Annotated in this window: 19 protein-coding genes; 12 read left to right on the forward strand and 7 right to left on the reverse strand. The window is 73.6% G+C overall.

The window, feature by feature from the left end; genetic code table 11:
* The first annotated feature begins 581 nt into the window (after positions 1 to 581).
* The 4 genes from ACFU7Z_RS17090 to ACFU7Z_RS17105 all read left to right on the forward strand — a co-directional run bounded on the left by ACFU7Z_RS17090 (position 582) and on the right by ACFU7Z_RS17105 (position 2,997).
* Positions 582 to 965 (forward strand): hypothetical protein, encoded by a 384-nt coding sequence (locus ACFU7Z_RS17090; protein WP_074004516.1) that lies wholly within the window; start codon positions 582 to 584, stop codon positions 963 to 965.
* Between the two features lie 4 nt (positions 966 to 969).
* Complete coding sequence (locus tag ACFU7Z_RS17095; RefSeq protein WP_380777991.1) at positions 970 to 2,064, forward strand: hypothetical protein; 1,095 nt, start codon at positions 970 to 972, stop codon at positions 2,062 to 2,064.
* Positions 2,065 to 2,146: 82 nt separating this feature from the next.
* Positions 2,147 to 2,542, forward strand: a complete 396-nt coding sequence (locus ACFU7Z_RS17100) for a roadblock/LC7 domain-containing protein (protein ID WP_310593218.1) — start codon at positions 2,147 to 2,149, stop codon at positions 2,540 to 2,542.
* A gap of 80 nt (positions 2,543 to 2,622) precedes the next feature.
* Positions 2,623 to 2,997 carry a hypothetical protein gene (locus ACFU7Z_RS17105; RefSeq protein WP_049652052.1) on the forward strand — a complete coding sequence of 125 codons (375 nt, stop codon included), beginning with the start codon at positions 2,623 to 2,625 and terminating at the stop codon, positions 2,995 to 2,997.
* Positions 2,998 to 3,102: 105 nt separating this feature from the next.
* Here the strand turns inward: ACFU7Z_RS17105 and ACFU7Z_RS17110 are convergent, their stop codons facing one another.
* The 6 genes from ACFU7Z_RS17110 to ACFU7Z_RS17135 all read right to left on the reverse strand — a co-directional run bounded on the left by ACFU7Z_RS17110 (position 3,103) and on the right by ACFU7Z_RS17135 (position 8,596).
* Positions 3,103 to 4,263: an NUDIX domain-containing protein gene (locus ACFU7Z_RS17110; protein WP_380777993.1), complete on the reverse strand. Its 1,161-nt coding sequence runs from the start codon at positions 4,261 to 4,263 to the stop codon at positions 3,103 to 3,105.
* A gap of 108 nt (positions 4,264 to 4,371) precedes the next feature.
* Entirely contained in the window at positions 4,372 to 4,719 is a 348-nt protein-coding gene (locus tag ACFU7Z_RS17115) for a VOC family protein (protein WP_380777994.1), read from the reverse strand.
* 134 nt (positions 4,720 to 4,853) lie between these two features.
* Complete coding sequence (locus ACFU7Z_RS17120) at positions 4,854 to 5,738, reverse strand: SGNH/GDSL hydrolase family protein (protein ID WP_380777995.1); 885 nt, start codon at positions 5,736 to 5,738, stop codon at positions 4,854 to 4,856.
* Positions 5,735 to 6,970, reverse strand: a complete 1,236-nt coding sequence (locus tag ACFU7Z_RS17125; protein ID WP_380777996.1) for a glycosyltransferase — start codon at positions 6,968 to 6,970, stop codon at positions 5,735 to 5,737. The genes ACFU7Z_RS17120 and ACFU7Z_RS17125 overlap by 4 nt, the downstream gene beginning before the upstream one ends.
* Positions 6,967 to 8,184 carry a glycosyltransferase family 1 protein gene (locus tag ACFU7Z_RS17130; protein ID WP_079272522.1) on the reverse strand — a complete coding sequence of 406 codons (1,218 nt, stop codon included), beginning with the start codon at positions 8,182 to 8,184 and terminating at the stop codon, positions 6,967 to 6,969. Before ACFU7Z_RS17130 ends, ACFU7Z_RS17125 begins: the two co-directional genes overlap by 4 nt.
* A 223-nt stretch (positions 8,185 to 8,407) precedes the next feature.
* Positions 8,408 to 8,596, reverse strand: coding sequence for a DUF1508 domain-containing protein (locus tag ACFU7Z_RS17135; protein ID WP_049652112.1), 189 nt, complete (start codon positions 8,594 to 8,596; stop codon positions 8,408 to 8,410).
* Between the two features lie 546 nt (positions 8,597 to 9,142).
* Between ACFU7Z_RS17135 and ACFU7Z_RS17140 the strand changes: the two genes are divergently transcribed.
* The gene (locus ACFU7Z_RS17140; protein WP_380777997.1) at positions 9,143 to 10,639 is read left to right on the forward strand and encodes an IMP dehydrogenase; all 1,497 of its coding nucleotides are present in this window, start codon (positions 9,143 to 9,145) and stop codon (positions 10,637 to 10,639) included.
* A 138-nt stretch (positions 10,640 to 10,777) separates the two neighbouring features.
* Here the strand turns inward: ACFU7Z_RS17140 and ACFU7Z_RS17145 are convergent, their stop codons facing one another.
* A complete protein-coding gene (locus ACFU7Z_RS17145; RefSeq protein ID WP_380777998.1) occupies positions 10,778 to 11,419 on the reverse strand; it encodes an HAD family hydrolase in 642 nt (213 codons plus the stop codon).
* 640 nt (positions 11,420 to 12,059) lie between these two features.
* On the opposite strand from ACFU7Z_RS17145, the gene ACFU7Z_RS17150 reads away from it, so the two are divergent.
* From ACFU7Z_RS17150 to ACFU7Z_RS17180, 7 genes are read left to right on the forward strand one after another with little or no spacing between them, the layout of a single operon-like run.
* Positions 12,060 to 12,590: an adenine phosphoribosyltransferase gene (locus tag ACFU7Z_RS17150; RefSeq protein ID WP_049652115.1), complete on the forward strand. Its 531-nt coding sequence runs from the start codon at positions 12,060 to 12,062 to the stop codon at positions 12,588 to 12,590.
* Between the two features lie 11 nt (positions 12,591 to 12,601).
* Positions 12,602 to 12,895, forward strand: coding sequence for an acyl carrier protein (locus ACFU7Z_RS17155; RefSeq protein WP_074004520.1), 294 nt, complete (start codon positions 12,602 to 12,604; stop codon positions 12,893 to 12,895).
* The gene (locus ACFU7Z_RS17160; RefSeq protein WP_049652117.1) at positions 12,892 to 14,118 is read left to right on the forward strand and encodes a cytochrome P450; all 1,227 of its coding nucleotides are present in this window, start codon (positions 12,892 to 12,894) and stop codon (positions 14,116 to 14,118) included. Before ACFU7Z_RS17155 ends, ACFU7Z_RS17160 begins: the two co-directional genes overlap by 4 nt.
* A gap of 5 nt (positions 14,119 to 14,123) precedes the next feature.
* Positions 14,124 to 15,581, forward strand: coding sequence for an amino acid adenylation domain-containing protein (locus tag ACFU7Z_RS17165; RefSeq protein WP_380777999.1), 1,458 nt, complete (start codon positions 14,124 to 14,126; stop codon positions 15,579 to 15,581).
* A 25-nt stretch (positions 15,582 to 15,606) separates the two neighbouring features.
* Entirely contained in the window at positions 15,607 to 16,392 is a 786-nt protein-coding gene (locus ACFU7Z_RS17170) for a thioesterase II family protein (protein WP_375875421.1), read from the forward strand.
* On the forward strand, positions 16,389 to 17,423 hold the full coding sequence (locus ACFU7Z_RS17175; protein ID WP_380778001.1) for a threonine aldolase family protein: 1,035 nt from the start codon (positions 16,389 to 16,391) through the stop codon (positions 17,421 to 17,423). Before ACFU7Z_RS17170 ends, ACFU7Z_RS17175 begins: the two co-directional genes overlap by 4 nt.
* Before the next feature lie 22 nt (positions 17,424 to 17,445).
* Positions 17,446 to 18,606, forward strand: a complete 1,161-nt coding sequence (locus ACFU7Z_RS17180; RefSeq protein ID WP_079272524.1) for an MFS transporter — start codon at positions 17,446 to 17,448, stop codon at positions 18,604 to 18,606.
* Positions 18,607 to 18,667: the final 61 nt, after the last annotated feature.

Raw genomic sequence — 18,667 nt, forward strand, 5'->3', positions numbered from 1 at the left:
CTGCTGGGCTGACCGGCACCGGCCGGCCCGGCAGCGCCCGGCGGCTCCCCGGTCGCGATTTCTGACCAGGCGTGATGGCCTGCTAGTGTTCTTCCCGTCGAGAGGAAGTGACCTTCCGGGAAACGAATCTCGAACAGGCGTCAGCGGTGCTACCAGAGCACGCCCTACTTTCAGTAGGGAGAGTCCGTGCGATCCGGGCCTGGCGCTCCCATCGAAGGGGCTCGTTCCGTCCAACGGAACGGGCCCCTTCGGCGTGTTCGCGCTCCATGGGCTCGTCCTCTTATCGCACTTTCGATGACGAAACCCTCCGGCACGGCCCGGTATCGGCCAAGGTCCCGTGCCAGGCGGCCGGTGAACGGCGCTCCAACCGCCCTGGCCCACCAGTGGCGTCACCTCCCCTCCCGGCCTGATGCATCGTCAATTCTTGGCCGGAACTGGCCGTTGCCGGTGTGAATATGCCATCGGAATGTTCGTCCGATGGAATCCGGCAGTAGCCTTCCGTGTCGAACTAGCCACTGCTGGTGGTGAACCGGTCGGCGCCGCGCTGCGTCCGGCCGCCCAGACCCCGCGAAGGAGCCGGTGTGCCCGGTATCGACGAATGCCTCTCCGGAGCGATGGCGATCCCCGGGGCCCGCGCCGCGAGCCTGGTCGACTGGAGCAGCGGGCTCGCCCTCGGCAGCCTCGGGGACAGCCCGACCGGAGAGCACGAAACCTCCGCCGCCGAGGCAACCGACCTGGTGCGGGCGGCCGTTGAGAGCCAGACCTTCACCGTGACGGAGGACCGGCGGGCCCCGCTGGAGGACATCATCGTCACCGCCGGCCGCAGCTACCACCTGATCCGCTTCATCGACACCGTCTTCGACAACAGGCTCGTGCTGCACCTCTGGCTGGACCGCGCGGAGGGCAACCTCGCCGCCGCCCGCTTCCGCCTCCAGGCGCTCACCGACGAACTGGTGTTGGGGTGAGCGCGTGACCGCCGCGACCGGCACCGCGCCGCCGCCCTGGGCGGGGGCCGCCACCCCGAGGACCCCGGGCGAGGCGCTCGCCCTGCTCGCCGACCGTCGCGCCACCGGCGCCCTGCACGGACCGCTCGGCAGCCTCCACCTGGTCGACGGGCGGGTGGCCGCCGCCCAGTCTTCCCGGGCCCCCGGCCTGGCCGACCTGCTCATCGGCTGCGGCCGGATCACCCCCGAGGACTGGGCGGAACTGCTCCGGATCCACGGACCTCGGTCGAGGGTCGGCGAGGCGCTCGTCGAACGGCGGCTGCTCACCCGGGGAGAGCTCGAACTCGGCCACCTGGGAACGCTGTTCGACGCCTCGTTCTTCGTCCTCGCCGACCCGGGCGGCGGAGTCTGGCGGTTCGAGGCCGACGCCCGGCACTGGCTCGGACCGGTCGCGGACGTCGACCCGGCCCGGATCCGCCGCGAGGTCGCACGCCGTCGGCGACTGCTCGACGGGATCTGGCCGTGGGGGCAGCTCGACACCGCGCCCGTCCGCCCGGTCGAGCACGTCCGCCGAGCCTCCCACCGCCCGTCCGGCCGCCGGCGCCGCGAGCTGCTGGACCACGCCGACGGCCGCAGGACCCCGGCCGACCTGGCCCGGCTGCTCGGCCGCTCCGGTTTCGGCGTGACGGCCGACGTCCGACGGCTCGCCGCCGCCGGGCTGCTGGACGCGCCGTTGCCAGCCGACGTACCGCGCCCGCCCGAGGTGCCGACGGCGGCCCGGGTGCCCGAGGTGTCGCCAACGGCCGTACCGGCACCCGAAGTTCCCCCACCGGTCACGAGCGGACCGGCCGGAGGGCTGCACCGCAGGATCCCCGGCGCCAGCCTCCGGGGTGCCGGACTCCCCGGAGCCCCGGTCACGGCCGACCCCGCCGCAGCCCGTACCGGCACCCCCGCCGGTGGCACCCCCGCCGGGACCGACACCGGGACCGACGCCGGGACCGACGCCCCCACGCGATCAGAACGCCCGCCCACCACGGCAGCGGCCCACCCGCTGACCGTCCCCGACCCGGACATCGCGCTGCTGACCCGGGTCCGAGACCTTCTGGAGGCCCGACTTTGACCCATTCCCCGCCCGCGACCCCGTCGTTCCGGCCATGAGGCGGGCACTCAAGCAGCGTGTCGGAAGGAGACAACTGATCGCCTTGGAGACCGAGTTGCTCGCCGAACTGCGCGCCGTCAAACACCGCGTCCCGCACCTCGCGGGTGGTCTGGTCGCCAGCGTGGACGGCCTGTTGATCGCGCACGACACCCACGGCACCGAGCCCTCGGGTCTGGCCGCGATGACGGCGGCCTCGCTCTCGCTGGCCCAGCGGCTCGCCGACACCACCGGCCAGGGCGAGTTCCGCGAGTCGCTGGTGCGCGGCGAGAACGGCTACGTCGCCACCTACGCGGCCGGCGGCAGTTGCGTGCTGACGCTGCTGGCGCACCCCGACGTCAACGTCGGCCGGCTGCACCTGGAGGCCCGCCGTAGCGCGCAGCGCATCGCGGAGCTGCTCAACGACGCGCTCGTGCCCAAGGATCCGCGCGACGCGGGCTGACCGCGCCACCAGACCACCGCACCGCCTGAAACCGCACCGCCCGAAACCGAACCACCCACCAAAGAACGGGAGTTACCCAGATGACCGACGCAGCCGGCGCGCTCAAGCAGGCCATGACCAGCATCGAGGGCGCCATCGGCGCGGCCCTGGTGGACTACAACAGCGGCATGGCGCTGGCCACCCTCGACGGCCCCGGTGGCCTGGACCTCAATGTCGCCGCCGCCGGCAACACCGACGTGGTCCGCGCCAAGATGCGCACCATGGACATGCTCGGCCTCCAGGACGGGATCGAGGACATCCTGATCACCCTGACCAGCCAGTACCACCTGATCCGCCCGCTCACCGGCCGTACCGGCAAGGGCCTGTTCCTCTACCTCGCGCTGGACAAGGCGCGCGCCAACCTCGCGATGGCCCGCCACCAGTTGGGCCGGATCGAGGCCGAGCTGGAGGTCTGACGCGGCGCCCCGAAGCGCCGCGCCGGCCCACCGCGCCCGACGTGCGAGGAAGCGGACGAGGCCCCGGCGGTGGCTCACGCCCCGCCGGGCTCCGTCCACCCGGCCTCACCCCTGCGGCAGGTCCGGCCCGACGCTCCGCCCGCGCACCAGCTCGACCGGTCCGCCCGCCCGTTCCCGGGCGGCCAGTGCGGCGGCCGTACGGTCCCAGGACGGGCCGGTCAGCAGCGTCCGCGCCTCGGCCGGGTCGCAGAGCCGCCACTCGACCAGTTCGTCCTCCGGCAGCACGAGGGAGTCGAGCATCCGCTCCGTCACCGTGCCCCCGTCGAACACGTACACCAGGACGGCGGTGTCCCGGCCGGTCGCCGGGTCCGCCTCCGGGTCGGCCGCCGCACCCGGCTGCCAGTCCAGCGCCAGCAGTGGCCCCGGTTCCACGTCCCAGCCGAGCTCCTCGCGGATCTCCCGCCGGGCGGCCGCCCGGGGCATCTCCCGGTCCGCCTCGACCCCGCCGCCCGGCAGCGTCCAGTGCGGCACCTGCCCGAGCGGCCCGTCCCACGGCCGCAGCCGCACCAGCAGCACCCGGCCGGCGGCGTCGGTGAACAGTGCCCGCGCCTTGGTCCGGATGCGCGGCCGGGTGGCGTAGTAGGTCGCCCGGTCCATCGGCGGCTGCGAGGGTTCCGGCGGCTCCTCGGCGGACGGCGTCAGCCCCGGTGCGGCGGCCAGTCCGGCGTACTCGGGTACCGGCCCGTCGGCGGGCAACCGCCCGAGCGTGTGGCCGACCGGCCGGCTGTCCTCCAGTTCCAGTGGCCCGGTGTCGCCCGGTGCCCGCAGACAGGCCGTCACCCGGCGGGACAGCCGCGGTGGCAGGGCGTGTCCGGCCTGCTCCGCCGTCAGCCAGGTCCAGCCGCCGACCTCCGCCGTGTCCGGCCGGAACGCCGCCACCTGCTCCGCCGTCAGCGGCTCGGCCCAGTAGAGGTACACGACGATCGGCCGGTCGCCCTCGCGCAGCAGCGCCCAGTCCACGCCGGCCAGCGGCCCCAACCGGGGCGTGAACCCCAGCTCCTCCCGGATCTCCCGCAGGGCGGTCTCCCTCGGCGACCGGTCCGTCGGCTCCCACCCGCCGCCCGGGATCGCCACCGGGTGCTTCCGGTCGTACGGCAGCCGCACCACCAGCAGCCGCCCGGCCCCGTCGGAGAACAGCACCCCCGCCGCCGCCATGACGTCCCGGCCCACCGCGCCCGAGCTCTCCACCCCGACTCCCTCCGTCACGCTCTCCCCGGACACGACAACCCGGGCCACCCCGATGGTTCCCGCTGAACGGCCCCGCCGATCCCGGCCGTGACCGGCACCGTCCCCGGTCGCGGGGGAGCGAAGGTGTCAGCGGTGGCCCAGGACGTTGACCACACGGCCGTTGGGGTCGCGGACGAAGAACCGCCGTACGCCCCACTCCTCGTCCTGCAAGGGGTGGACGATCTCCGCACCGTCGGCCAGCACGGCCGCGTAGGCCGCGTCCACGTCGTCCACCTCGACGCTCAGGTCGGGGGTGACCGGCGCGGTCCTGTCGCCGGTCATGAAGCTGACCTGCGCCGCCGGATTGGACGGGGAGGCGAGCGTCATGATCCAGCCGTGGTTCATGACCTCCTCGAAGCCCAGCAGGCCGTAGAACTCCCGGCTCTCCTGCGCGGCCTCCGACCGGATGTTGGGCACGACACGGCGAACGGACATCGACGACTCCAGACAAGAACGGGAATGCCTCCGGGACCCTCCACAAGTACTACGCCACTCCCGCCGCCGCGCGCACTTCCGCAACAGTCCCCGGTTCCACCGCCTTCGCCGTCCCCGTCACCCCGGCGCGCTCCTCACCCCAGCGAGGCGAGGGCCTGCGCCGCGGCCCGGGCCATCTGCTCGTCGTGCCGCCGGCTCCCGCCGCGCAGGCGGGCGACGCCCTCCGCGGCGGCCAGTGCGAGCAGGCCCGGCAGGAGGTCGGTGCTGCGGGCGGCGAGCCAGCGGGTGCCCCGGGTGGCCATCCACCAGAGGTCGGCGGCCAGGCCCGGCGGTGGTTCGGCGGGAGCGGCGGTCGGGGGCGGGCCGAGGGGGTGGCCGGCCTCGGTGAGCAGGTCGTGGAAGCGCCGGGCGATCAGGTGGTGGCCCTCGGCGCTGGGGTGCAGGCGGTCGACGCTCAGCAGCCGGCGCTCCGTGAGCCACGGCAGCTCGGCGATGTGCAGGTGCACCGCCCGGTGGCGTTCGGTGAGGGCGTGCACCACGGTGTTGACCGCCCGCATCCGGCGCGCCAGGGGACGGGCGAGCGGCGCCGGGAGCCGGAGCAGGCTGCCCGGGTCGGGCAGGCAGGCGGTCAGCAGCCTGGCGCCGTGGCCGGACAGTTCCCCCATCGTGGCGTCCAGTTCCAGGGTGGCGCGCCGGATGTCGAAGCCCGAGCGCAGGGTGTCGTTGCCGCCGACCACCACCGCCGCGAGCTGCGGCCGCAGAGCCAGCGCGCCCGGTAACTGACGTGTCGTCAATTCCGTGGTGAGCGCCCCGCTGTACGCCAGGTTGGTGAACTCGACGTCCCGATCCTCGGGCGGCAGCGCGTGGGCGAGGACGGCGGCCCAGCCGCGCCAGCCCTCGCCGACCTGGTCCCCGACCCCCTCCGTGAGCGAGTCCCCGAGGGCGACGAAGCGCAGCAGCTCGCCGGCCGTGGGGCGTTCTTCCGCGGCCCGGCCACGCCCGGCCTCCAGCATGCTCATCCTGACCTCCGACCTCCGTCCACCGCCTCGTCGTCGCGTACGCCGTGTGCCGCAAGGAACGCCGCCACCGCCGCCGGCCAGCCGTAGCGCTCGGCCTGGGCCCGGGCGGAGGCCCGTCGCAGCTCCTCCGGCCGACCCAGCAACTGCCGTACGGCGGAGGCGAATCCTTCGCCGGTGTCGACGGCCGCCACCCCGGCGAGCCCGACCAGGCCGGGCAGCGCGGAGGAGCGGCTGACCACCACCGGGGTCCCGCAGGCCAGTGACTCCATCGCGGCCAGCCCGAAGGTCTCCACCGGGCCGGGGGCGAGCACCACGTCCGCGCAGCCCAGCAGTCGGGCCAGCTCCGCCCGCCCGCCCAGGTGCCCGAGGAAGCGCACCGGCAGCCGCAGCCGCGCGGCCCGCGCCGCCAGCCGGTCCCGCAGCGGGCCGGTGCCGGCCACCACCAGCACCGCGGGCCGCCGCCGGGCCCGCAGGGCGGCCAGCGCCTCGATCGCCCGCTCGGGCCGCTTCTCCGCCGAGAGCCGGGAGCAGAGCACCAGCAGCGTCTCGTCCGGAGCGGCGTACCGGGCCCGCTCGGCCGCCCGTGCGGTCGGCGGCAGCGGGCGCATCGCGTCGAGGTCCACCCCCAGCGGGGCCCGGACCAGGTTCGGGGTGCCGATCCGCCGGAACTCCGCCGCCGCCCAGTCGGTGGTGCAGAGCACCGAGTCGTAGGCGCGGGCGGTGGCCGCGTTGAACCGGTCGGCCGTCGCGCCCGCCAGCGGACCGGGCAGGCCCCAGGTGCGCAGCAGGCCGGCGGCGCTCTCGTGCGAGACCATCACCGAGCGCACGCCGTGCCGCCGCGCCCAGGCGCCGGTCCAGCGCAGCGTGGTGCGGTCGGACACCTCCAGCCGGTCGGGGGAGAACCTGGTCAGCTCGGCGGCGACGGCCCGCCGGTCGGTGAGCAGCCGGTAGCCGCCGCTGGCCGGCAGCACCGGGCCGGGCAGGGTGACCACCACGCCCTGCTCGGTCTCCTCCTCGGAGCGCCGCTCCCCGGGGACGATCAGTACCGGGCGGTGCCCGGCCGCCCGGTACCCGGCACCGAGGTGGCGCAGTGCGGTGCGCAGGCCGCCGGAGACCGGGGTGACGAAGTTGGCGAGCCGGACGATCGTCAGCGCCTCGCCGGCCATCGGAGCCTCACCGGCGATCGGCGAGGCGCCGGCCGTAGGCGCCCCGCCGTCGGGAACGGAGCTCATGCCGGCAGCTCCTCCGACAGGGCGGGCGCCACCGGCGCGGCCGACGCCGGGGCGGCGGACGGCAGCCGCACTCCGCGGTGCTCCGCCAGCACCTCGGCGTAGTGCCGCAGCAGCAGGTCCCCGACCGCCTCCCAGGTGCGCGCGGTCACCTCGGCGCGCCCGGCCTGCCCGTACCCGGCCCGCCGTGCCGGGTCGGCGGCCAGCTCGGCGACCGCCCGGGCCACCGCGGCGGCGTCCCGGGGCGGCACCAGCAGGCCGGTGCGGTGGTGGGCGACCAGGTCCAGCGGGCCGCCCGCCGCGGGGCCGATCACCGGCACGCCGCTGGCCATCGCCTCCTGGATGGTCTGACAGAAGGTCTCCAGCGGGCCGGTGTGCACGAAGACGTCCAGGGTGGCGAAGCAGCGCGCGAGCTCATCCCCGGTGCGCCGGCCGAGGAACACGGCGCCCGGCATCGAGGCCTTCAGGCCGGGCGCCGAGGGGCCGTCCCCGACGACCACCACCCGTACCCCGGGCAGTGCCGAGGCCGCCGCCAGCAGGTCGACCCGCTTCTCCGGCGCCAGCCGTCCGACGTACCCGACCAGCACCTCCCCGCCCGGGGCCAGCGCCCGGTGCAGCGCCTCGTCCCGGTGCCGGGGGTGGAACCGCACCGAGTCCACTCCGCGCGGCCACAGCTGCACCCTCGGCACCCCGTGCGCGGTGAGGTCCTGGGCGGCGGGGGTGGAGGGCGCCAGGGTACGGGCGGCCGCGCGGTGCACGGCCCGGATCCGCCGCCAGGCGGCGGCCTCCCCGAGCCCCCGCCCGGCCCGGTAGGCGTGCGCGTACCCGGCCAGATCGGTCTGGTAGACGGCGACGGCGGGCACCCCGAGCCGCGCCGCGACCTGCATCCCGCGCGCGCCGAGCACGAACGGGCTGGCCAGGTGGACGAGGTCCGGCCGGTGTCCGGCGACGGCGGCCGCCAGCTGCCGACTGGGCAGGGCGATCCGTACCTGGGGGTATCCCGGCAGCGGCACCGACGGGATGCGCACCACGGGAATCTCCGGCGCCGCGCCGCCGCCGAAGGTCTCCGGCGGGCACTCGGCGCCCCGCGCCGGCGAGGGGGTGACGACAAGGGGCCGGTGGCCCCGGCGGACCAGGTGCTCGGCCGTCCGCAGCACGCTGTGGGCGACTCCGTTGACCTCGGGCGGGAAGGATTCGGTGACGATGACGACGCGCATGCCAGTGTTCTGTCCGCGTCCGGCGTGCACCCGGCCAAAGGGATCTGTCGTAGAGGCGAACGCGGGTCGGCGATTTGCACCGCCGACCCGCGCTCCGGAGCCGGGCCCGCCACACCGTCCCGTGCATCGGATCCCGGCCTGTCACACCGTCCCGCGTCCCGGCCTGTCACACCGTCCCGCGTCCCGGCCCGTCACACCGTCCCGTGCGTCGGGGCCCGGCCCGTCACACCGACCCGGCGGTCTCCTTGAGTTCCGCGTACGGCGCGAGCTTGCGGATCGACGCGATGCTCCTCAGGCAGTCGTCCTTGCTCTCCTGCGGGTCGCCGGTCACCACGATCGTCCCGTTGCTCGCCTTGAGCCGGAACCGGTGCATGCCGCCCTCGTCCACGTACAGTTCGAATTTCCCGGCCATGCCAGATACAGCCTTCCGCTCGGATGACCCCCTGGCACCGCAACCTAGGGCCCACCCCACCATGCCGCCCGCCGACCGGACCCGTTCGGGTCACACCGTCGCGCGGCGTCGCCGGCCGGCCGCGCTCCCGGGCCCCGCCGGGCGACCGGGCGAGCAGGCGAACGGCCCACGCGCGGACGCGACGGGCCGGTCCCGCCCCACCCGCGCGTGGAGTCTCCGGCCCGGGGTCCGCCGCCCGACCGGAGCCGTCCGCGTCGTCAAGTGTCGTTGACGACACCTCGGTTCTCCGTGTCCGTACCGTCGGGCGCACCGCTCCGCGGGAGCCGCCGACGGCGATGACGGTGATTCGTCAACAAGTCGGGCAGTCGATAAGGTGCGTAGTCAACTGCCGCGCCTCGCACCTGAGGCCCGGTCAGGATGCGCGCCCTGGTGGGGCGGAGCTCCGCCGTGCCCGTCCGTGAACCTGACCGGTCGAGCCGTCGGGCACGGGCGCGGTCTTCGCGGTCGGGCCGACCGGCGCCGCCCGCTCGGGATCAGGAGGAATGCATGGCACAGATCATCGCCGAGGTGTCGCGGACGTTCAACGAGTACCTGCTGCTCCCGAACCGGACTCGGACCGACTGCAGGCCCGCGGCCGTTGATCTCCGGACGCCCCTGGTGCGGCACCGGGTGGGCGAGGCCTCGGCGATCGAGCTGCACGCCCCGTTCGTGTCGGCGATCATGCAGGCGGTCAGCTCCCCGGAGCTCGCGATCGCGCTCGCCCGCAACGGCGGTCTGAGCTTCATCCACCACAACCAGCCGGTCGAGGAACAGGCGGCGGCCGTCCGGAAGGTGAAGAACTTCAAGGCCGGTTTCGTCACCAGCGACACCAACGTCCGGCCCGACGACACCCTCCGCGACCTGGTCGCGGTGATGCGCCGGACCGGCCACAGCACCGCCGCCGTCACCCACGACGGGACCGCGACCGGGCGCCTGCTCGGCCTGGTGACCTCGCGCGACTTCCACCCCCAGCGGCACGACCTCGACGGCCCCGTCAGCGGCCGGATGACCCCCCTCGGCGAGCTGCCCCACGCGGGTGGCGACGTCACCCTCTCCGAGGCGAACGCGAGGCTGTGGGAGGAGCGGCTGGACTGCCTCCCGGTGCTGGACGGCGAGGGGCACCTCCAGCACCTGGTGTTCCGGTCCGACTACGCGGACAACAAGCGCTTCCCGAACCAGGTCGTGGACGGCGGCAAGCGCCTGCGCGTGGGCGCGGGCGTCAACACCCACGACTACCGCGAGCGGGTTCCGGCCCTGTTGGAGGCGGGCGCGGACGTCCTGTGCTTCGACTCGTCCGACGGCTACAGCGACTGGCAGGCGGAGGCGCTGACCTGGACGAAGAAGAACTACCCGGAGATCCCGATCGGCGGCGGCAACGTGGTGGACGGCGAGGCGTTCACGTTCCTCGCCGAGGCCGGCGCCGACTTCGTGAAGATCGGTGTGGGCGGCGGCTCCATCTGCATCACGCGCGACCAGAAGGGCATCGGCCGGGGCCAGGCCAGTGCCGTCCTCGATGTCGCCGCCGCCCGGGACGCCTTCCTGGAGCGCACCGGCGACTACGTGCCGCTCTGCTCCGACGGCGGCCTGGTGGAGGACTACCACGTGGCCCTGGCGCTGGCGATGGGCGCGGACTTCGTCATGATGGGGCGGTACTTCGCCCGCTTCGACCAGGCGCCCGGCGCGAAGGTCCCGACCAGGGACGGCTTCGTCAAGGAGTACTGGGGCGAGGGCTCCAACCGTGCCCGCAACTGGCAGCGCTACGGCCAGGGCGGTCAGGGGCTGGTCTTCGAGGAGGGGGTCGACGGCTACGTTCCCTATGCCGGCGACCTCAACGAGGGCCTGGCCACCACCATGGCGAAGATCAAGTCCACCATGGTCTCCTGCGGTTCCGTGACGCTGCCGGAGTTCCAGTCCTCCGCGCGGCTGACCCTGGTGTCCGAGCAGAGCTTCCAGGAGAGCCACGCGAGCGTCACCCTGCGGGACACCTCCGGGACGGTCGCCTGAGCAACGGCGTGAGCGGTCGCGACGCGGCTCGGGAGGCGGAAGCCCGCTGAAGGGCCCCGCGGGCGACCGGGCCCGTGCATGACCGGACCCGCGGGTGATCGAGAGCCGGAGGCTCGACCACCCGCGGGTCCGGTGCCGTCAGCCGGCGAGGTGGGCGTCGAGCCACCCCGGGAACTCGGCCAGGTCCTTCAGGACGACGTCGGCACCCGCCTCGCGCAGTTGGTCCGCGGTGAACGGCCCGGTGGCCACGGTCACCGCGAGGGCGCCGCCGGCCCGCGCCCCGGTGATGTCGCCGAGGTGGTCGCCGACGTAGACGGAGGCGCCCTGCTCGCGCAGGACGGCGCCCTTGCGGTCGGCGAAGACCGAGCCGAAGACGTCGTCGACCTTGATGCCGAGCGCGGCGAGGTTCAGCCGGGCGTTGGGCTCGAACTTGCCGGTGACGACGATCGTCCGACCGCCGTGCCGGTGGACGGCGGCGATCGCCTCCAGCGCGCCGGGCAGCAACTCGCCCACCGGGGCGCCGTATTGGGGGAACAGCGCCCGGTACCGGTCGGCGGCCGCGTCCACCTCGTCGGCGGGGAACCAGTTGGCCAGCTCCTCCTCGATCGGCGGGCCGACGCGGGTGATCGCCAGGTCGCTGTCGATGGCGACCCCCGTCTCGGCCGCCACCATGTCCAGCACCGCCTTGATGCCCGGCCGGCCGTCGGCCAGCGTCATGTCGAGGTCGAACCCTATGGTCAGTGCGGGTGCGGGGGACGCGTTGATCTCGGTCGTGTTCATGGCAGCAATGATCCGACCAAGCTTGTGGGGAAGCAAGTTTGAGACTTCGTCAGACCTGAGGGCCTGATGCTTGGCGACAGGTCGGGTTCCCGCTGGGCGCGTGGAGGAGTCGCAGGCGGACGACTCCGGCAAACCACCCGCAATCCGGCGGACCCGATGATTTCGACGCCAATGTCGGTGCGGCCAGGGCATTTTCGGCCTGACTCACCGTCAATTGCTGTTTCCCTCTGGATGAAAGACCAGGCGATCTTGCCGAGGGGTCGCCCGCGATGTAGCTTCGTCTGTAGCGTCATGAACACGCCAGCTAGCGGTGCGGAATCAACCGGGGGGCTGTGTTTGCCGATGAAGTTCTGGTGTTGACCAGTGATCCGACTGCCACGGGCTGCGTGAACGTGCCCAGGGGGCTCCCGGCTCTGGAAGAGCCCGCCGATGAGATTTCCGGCGCAGGAGAACCGTTTCCCCGGGCAGGCGCATCGGCCGCTTCGGCATGATGGCGGATCGTCCCCCTCACTCTGCAAATCCGGAACCACTTTCAGTAGCAGGCCTTTCCTGGCGTGCCCGCGTGCTCACGTACCCGCGTGCTCACGTGCTCGAGCGCTCGCCGGGACCTTTCACTGCCGTACGGCAGCAAGGAGGACTCATGAAGACCGGTCATCAGCGGGACGGCGAATCAACGGTTCCAGTGTTCAAGGACTTCCGGGCCGGCGTGGCGTTTCGCGACGTCATGCCCGTCCTGGCCAGCCGGGAGTCCTTCGGTGCGGCGATCGACGGCCTCACGGAGTGGTCGACTCCACTCGCCCCGGACTACGTCGCCGGCATAGACGCGCGCGGCTTCATCCTCGGTGGGGCCCTGGCGGACCGCCTGGGCTGCGGCTTCCTGGCCATTCGCAAAGAGGGGAAGCTGCCGGGCGAGACGGTGGGGCGGACGTTCTCCGGCGAATACTCGACCGACCGGATCGAGATTCGCAAGGACCTGGTGCCGCCCGGCGCCCGGGTCCTCATCCATGACGACATCGTCGCGACCGGGAACTCGGTGGCGGCCGCCGTGGAAATGCTCGAGGAGCTGGGCGCCACGGTGGTCGGAATCACGTGCTTGATCGAGAAGTCGTTCCTGAAGGGAAGGTCGCGCGTGAGCGTGCCTCTCTTCTCGGTCTATTCCTTCGACGCGTAAGGGAGTTGCTCGTGGCAGTGGAAACAGCACGGCAGACGTCGGTCCAGGAACGCCTCACACAATTATGGGCCGCCCGGCTGGAGATCTCGTCGATCGGCCTGGACGAGGACTTCTTCGAACTCGGCGGCGACTCGCTGACCGCCGCGGAACTGCAGGGGGACATCGACCGGGAATTCGGGGTGGAGGTGTCGGCCACGACCCTCTTCCTGTCGCCCACCATCGCGGAGTTGACCCAGGTGATCGAAGAGGCGGTGGCGGCGGCCCGGCCCGGGACGGCCGAGGCGTACCCGGGAGGCCGGCAGTGAGCACCGGCACGGCGGGAGACCTCACCGACCCCGCGCTCTACTCCCAGGGCGAACCGCACGAGGTCTGGCGCCGCCTCCGCGAACACGACCCGGTCCACTGGCAGCCGAACTCCGGCCGTGGCGGGGGCTACTGGGTCGTCACCCGGTACGCCGACGTCGAGCGGGTGCTGCACGACTACTCCGCCTTCACCTCGGAGCGGGGCACCCTGCTCAACCTGCTCGGCCGAGGCGACCCGGCGGCCGGGAAGCAGCTGGCGGCGACCGACCCGCCGCACCACGACCGGGCGCGGATCCCGCTCAAGCAGGCCCTCGCCGTCAAGCCGCTCGCCTCGTTCTCCGACCGGATCCAGGCCGGCATCCGTGACCTGCTCGCCCCCGGAGCCGACGGACAGCCCTTCGACTTCGCGGTCGCGATGGCCCGGCTGCCCCTGGTCGCCCTCAGCCCCATCCTCGGGCTGCCCGCCGAGGACCACGAGCGCCTCATCCGCCTGGCCATGATGTCGACGGCGGAGGAGGACCCGGAGTTCCAGCTGCCGGGCGGCGTGGAGCCGACCCTCAAGCGCGGCCACCGGGAGATCTTCGCCTACTTCTCGGACCTGGTCCGGGCCCGGCTGCGGGATCCCGGCGACGACCTGATCAGCGTGCTGGCCGAGACCGAGGTGGACGGCGAGCCCATCTCGACCGGCTCGGTGATCTCCAACTGCTACAGCATGCTGCTGGGTTCGGCCGGAACGCTGCCGCACGTCCCGATCGCCGCGATCGTCGAACTGGCCGGCAGCCCGCGGTACGAGGACTGGGCCTCGCACCCGGAGCTGCTGGACTCCGGCATCGAGGAGGCCCTGCGCTGGGCCACGCCGGCCAGCAACTTCATGCGCTACGCGCTCCAGCCGGTCGAACTCTCCGGCGTGCGGATCGCCGAGGGCGACGCCGTGGTCGCCTACCTCGCCTCGGCCAACCGGGATGCCGAGGTCTTCCCCGACCCCGACGTGTTCGACATCCGGCGCCGCCCCAACCGGCACCTCGCCTTCGGCGTCGGCCACCACTACTGCGTCGGCTCGCACCTCGCCCGGCTGGCCCTGCGCCTGCTGTTCACCGAGCTGTTCGCGACGTTCTCCTCGATCGAGGTGGTCGGCGGGATCGAGCGGATGCACTCGACGTTCCTGGCCGGCTTCAAGCGGGTGCCCGTCGCGGGCGTGCCCCGCGGGGCCACCGTGAAGGGCTGAGGCGGATGACCCACTGGGTACCGGACCTGCCGGTCGTGCCGCTCGACGCCCCGCCGCACATCCTCGACCTGGTCGAACCGTTCCGGGGCCGGGGCGCGGCGGTCGTGGACGCCGGGGGATCGCTCGACCACGCCGAGCTGGACGAGCGGTCCGCCGTGGTCGCCACCGCGCTGCGGGCCGCCGGGGTGGAGCCGGACAGCCCGGTCGTCGTGCACGCGCGGCTGTCCCGCTGGGCGGTCGTCGCCATGCTCGGGGTGCTGCGGGCCGGAGCGCGGTACGTCCCCGTGGACGCGGGGTTCCCGGTCGCCAGGCAGCGCTACATCGCGGAGGCCAGCGGCGCGCGGTTCGCGGTGTCGGAGCCCGGGCTGGACGTCCGGCTCGACGGCCTCCGCACGGTGCCGGCCGACACCGACGGCCCCCGGGGCGGGACCGTCCGCGGCACCCTGGCGTACACCTGCTTCACCAGCGGGTCGACCGGCCGGCCGAAGGGCGTCACGATCTCCGCCGCCGCGCTGGCGGCCTCGACCGCGGCCCGGCTCGCGTACTACCCGACGCCGGTCTCCACCTTCCTGCTCTGTTCGTCGATCTCCTTCGACAGCTCGGTCGCCGGCATCTACTGGACCCTGGCCTGCGGCGGCCGACTGGTCATCCCGAGCGACCGCCCGGCGGACCTGCTGGCGGTCGGCCGGGCCGCGCGGGACCACCGGGCGTCGCACCTGCTCATGCTCCCGTCGCTCTACGACATCGCCCTGCGCGGCGGCCTCGCCGAGCGGGCCGGCACGCTCTCCACGGTGATCGTCGCCGGGGAGGCCTGCCCGCCCGACCTGGTCCGGCAGCACTTCGACGCGCTCCCGGGCACCCGGCTCTACAACGAGTACGGCCCGACGGAGTGCACGGTGTGGAGCGCCGTCCACGAGTGCACCCCGGTGGACGCGGACCTCCCGGACGTGCCGATCGGCGGCGCCGTCCCCGGGACCAGCCTCTACGTCCGCTCCGCCGCCGGCGCCGCCGTACCGCCCGGGGAGCCCGGGGAGCTCCACATCGGCGGACCGGGCCTCGCCGAGCCGGCCCGCGAGCTCTACCGCACGGGGGACATCGTGTCCGTCACCGCCGGGGCCGAACTGCGCTTCCACGGCCGGGCCGACCACCAGCTCAAACTCGGCGGGATGCGCGTCGACCGCTCCGAGATCGAACAGGCGCTGCGCACCCACCGGGACGTGGCGGCGGCCGCGGTCGGCGTCTGCACCGTCCAGGGGCGGAAGAAGGTGGTCGGCTTCGTCAGCCCGACCACCGGGGAGGTCGACCGGCGCAGCCTCCGGGCGCACCTCATCGAACGCCTGCCGGCCGTCGCCGTACCGAGCCGCATCGTGGCGCTGCCCCGGCTGCCCGTGCTGCCCAACGGCAAGGTCGACCACGGCGCGATCGACGAGCTGGCCCACGACACGCTGCTGCAGAAGAACTGACCGACGGAAGGAGGTGGGGACGACCGTGGCAGCACCCCGTTGGCTGATGTGCCGTCAGCGTCGCCCCGACGCCGCCCTGCGCCTCTACTGCTTCCCGCACAGCGGCGGTTCGCCCGGCGAGTACCTGCGCTGGGCGGACCGGCTCCCCGCCGAGGTCGAGGTGTGGGGGGTCCAACTCCCGGGCCGCGGAAGCAGGATGCGGGAGCCGGCCATGACCGACCTGCGGGAGCTGGTCGGCGCGTTGACGGAACAGGCCGAGTTCACCGGCCCGTACGCCTTCCTGGGGCACAGCCTCGGCGCGATCGTCGCCTACGAGACGGCCGTCGCGCTGCGGGCGCTCGGACGCCCGGAGCCGGAGCGGCTCATCGTGTCCGTGAACGGCCCCCCGCACCTGCACCGCCCCGGACTGCCGCTCCACCTCCTCGACGGCGTCGACTTCGTCCCCCGGGTCGAGGAGCGGTACGGGCCGCTGCCGCCGGAACTCGGGAACGACCCGCGGATGCGCGAGCTGTACCTGGCCAACCTGCACGCGGACCTGACCGTCGTCGCGACCTACCGGCACGTCCCGACCGCCCCGCTGAGCTGCCCCGTCCTCGCGCTCGGCGCCACCGACGACTGGGAGGACGAGGGCAGGCTGCGCGAGTGGGGCCGGCACACCACCGGCCCGTCCGACGTCCGGATCCTTCCGGGCGGCCACTTCTACTTCCGGGACCACCCGGACCTCTTCTTCGACTGCCTGACGGACAGCCTCGGCGCCCTCACCGGGGCCCCGGCCGTCCGTCCGGCACCCGACCCCAAGGGAGCGCCGTGACCACCCAGACCATCGACCTGCGGAGCGACACCGTCACCAGGCCCAGCGCGGCCATGCGAGCCGCCATGGCCGCCGCCGAGGTCGGCGACGACACCCTCGGCGACGACCCCACGGTGATCCGGCTGGAACGGATGCTCGCCGACGCCTTCGGGTTCACCGGCGCGCTGTTCCTGCCCAGCGGGGTCATGGCCAACCAGCTCGCGCTCCGGCTGCTGGTGCCGCCGGGCCAGGAGCTGCTGGCCGACGCCGGCGCGCACTTCCTGCTCTACGAGGACGGCGGAGTCGCCTGGCACGGCGGGATCCTGACCCGGACGACGGTCTCCGAGGACGGCCTGATCGACCCGGAGGTGCTCGCCCGGATGATCCGTCCCGCCACCGCCTACGGCAGCGGGACCCGGGCGGTGGCGGTGGAGAACACCCACAACGCCGCCGGCGGCGTGGTGTACCCGCTGGCCGCGCTGGAGGAGATCCGGCGGGTCACCCGCGAGGCCGGGGTCACGGTGCACTGCGACGGCGCCCGGATCTGGAACGCCCACGTCGCCAGCGGCGTCCCCTTCGAGGCCTACGGAGCCTGTTTCGACACGCTGTCCCTCTGCTTCTCCAAGGGGCTCGGCGCGCCCGCCGGCACCGTGCTGCTCCTGGACGCCGACCGCGTGGAGGAGGCCCGGGTCATGCGGCACCGGATGGGCGGCTCCATGCGGCAGACCGGGATCCTGGCCGCCGCCGCCATCCACGCCTTCGAGCACAACATCGGTCGGATGGCCGAGGACCACGCGAACGCGGCCCTGATCGCCGGTCTGCTGCGCGACGGCGGACTGGACGTCCGGGAGCCGCAGACCAACCTGGTGTTCGTGGAAGTGCCCGACGCGGCAGGGGTGCAGGAGCTCTGCGCGGCGTCCGGCGTTAGGGTCTCGGTGATGGGACCGCAAACGGTCCGCCTGGTGGCCCACTTGGACGTCGACAAGCAGCAGTGCGAGCGGGCGGCACTGACGGTCGCCGAGGCTGTCGCCCAACTGGCCACGGGCAACTGAGCACGTGTAGGAGCAGCTTGAGATGTCGTTCCGAGTGTGGCTGTCGGCCAGGTTCTTCCTGTTCTTCCTGACCTGGAGCTCGTACCTCTCCTACTGGGGGGTCTGGCTGCTCGCTTCCGGTTTCGGACCGACGGAGGTCACCGCGGTCATCACCGCCGGTCTGCTGTCGCGCTCGGTCTCCATCGCCGTCGTCTTCCCGGTGCTCTGCCGGACGGTCCCGCTCCGGAGACTGTCGCAGCTGCTCGCCTGGACGGCGACGGCGCTCAGCCCGCTCTACCTGACGCATCCTCAATTCGCTTCGATGATGGTGGTGTCGGTGCTCGTCGGCGTCAGCTACCCGCTGCTGATGCCGTTGAGCGAGACCCTCGCGACCATCGGCGCGGCGAACGGGCAGGTCGACTACGGGAGCGTCCGCTACTTCGGTTCGGCGGGGTTCCTCTTCGGCCTGGGCGTGTCCGGCGTGGTCGGGCGGACGGTCGGCAGCGGCGCGCTGGTGGGGGTCTTCGTCGTCGGGTGCCTGCTGCTCGCGCTGGCGGACCTGGCGCACCCCGTCGGGTTCCCGACGGTGGCGACCGTGGCCGGCGGCGGCCGCGGCCGGCTGCTGCGCAACCGCGTCTACGCGCTCGGCCTGGGCAGTTCCGTGCTGCTCCAGGGCGCGCACGCGGCCTACTACGCCTTCGGCGTCGAGTACTTCGGCCGGCTCGGCGTGTCGAGCATCAACGTCAGCCTCATGCTGGCGCTGGCCGTGGGGTGCGAGCTGCTCCTGTTCAAGTACGCGGGGCCGATGCTCGGCCGCTACCCGGTCCCGGTCCTCTTCGCCGCCGCTGCGGTGCTCTCGGTGCTGCGCTGGGGCCTGCTCGCGGTGCCGATGCCGCTGGTGTGCGTCGTGCTCACCCAGACGCTCCACGCGGGCACCTTCGCGCTGACCCACGTCGCGCACGCGCGCTGCGTGCAGGGCCATGTCCCCGAGGACCTCTGGTCCGACGCCCAGGCGCTCTACGCCGGGTTGGCCATCGGCCTCGGTGTCGCCGCCGTCACCGCCGTCACCGGCCCGCTCTACGCGGCCTCCCCGCACTGGGCGTTCCTGGCGATGGCCGCGGTCTGCCTGCCCTGCTTCCTGCTGGTCCGGTGGCAGGTCAGGCTGCTGCGGGACGGGGCGGAGGTTCCCGAGCGGGTCGCGTGAGCGCGCCGTCCGGCTGCCGCCGCGCCGCTGTACCGGCGTACCCGGGCGGGGCGCGTTGGGC

It is taken from the genome of Kitasatospora sp. NPDC057518 (assembly GCF_042802075.1).
In the GTDB taxonomy this organism is placed as follows: domain Bacteria; phylum Actinomycetota; class Actinomycetes; order Streptomycetales; family Streptomycetaceae; genus Kitasatospora.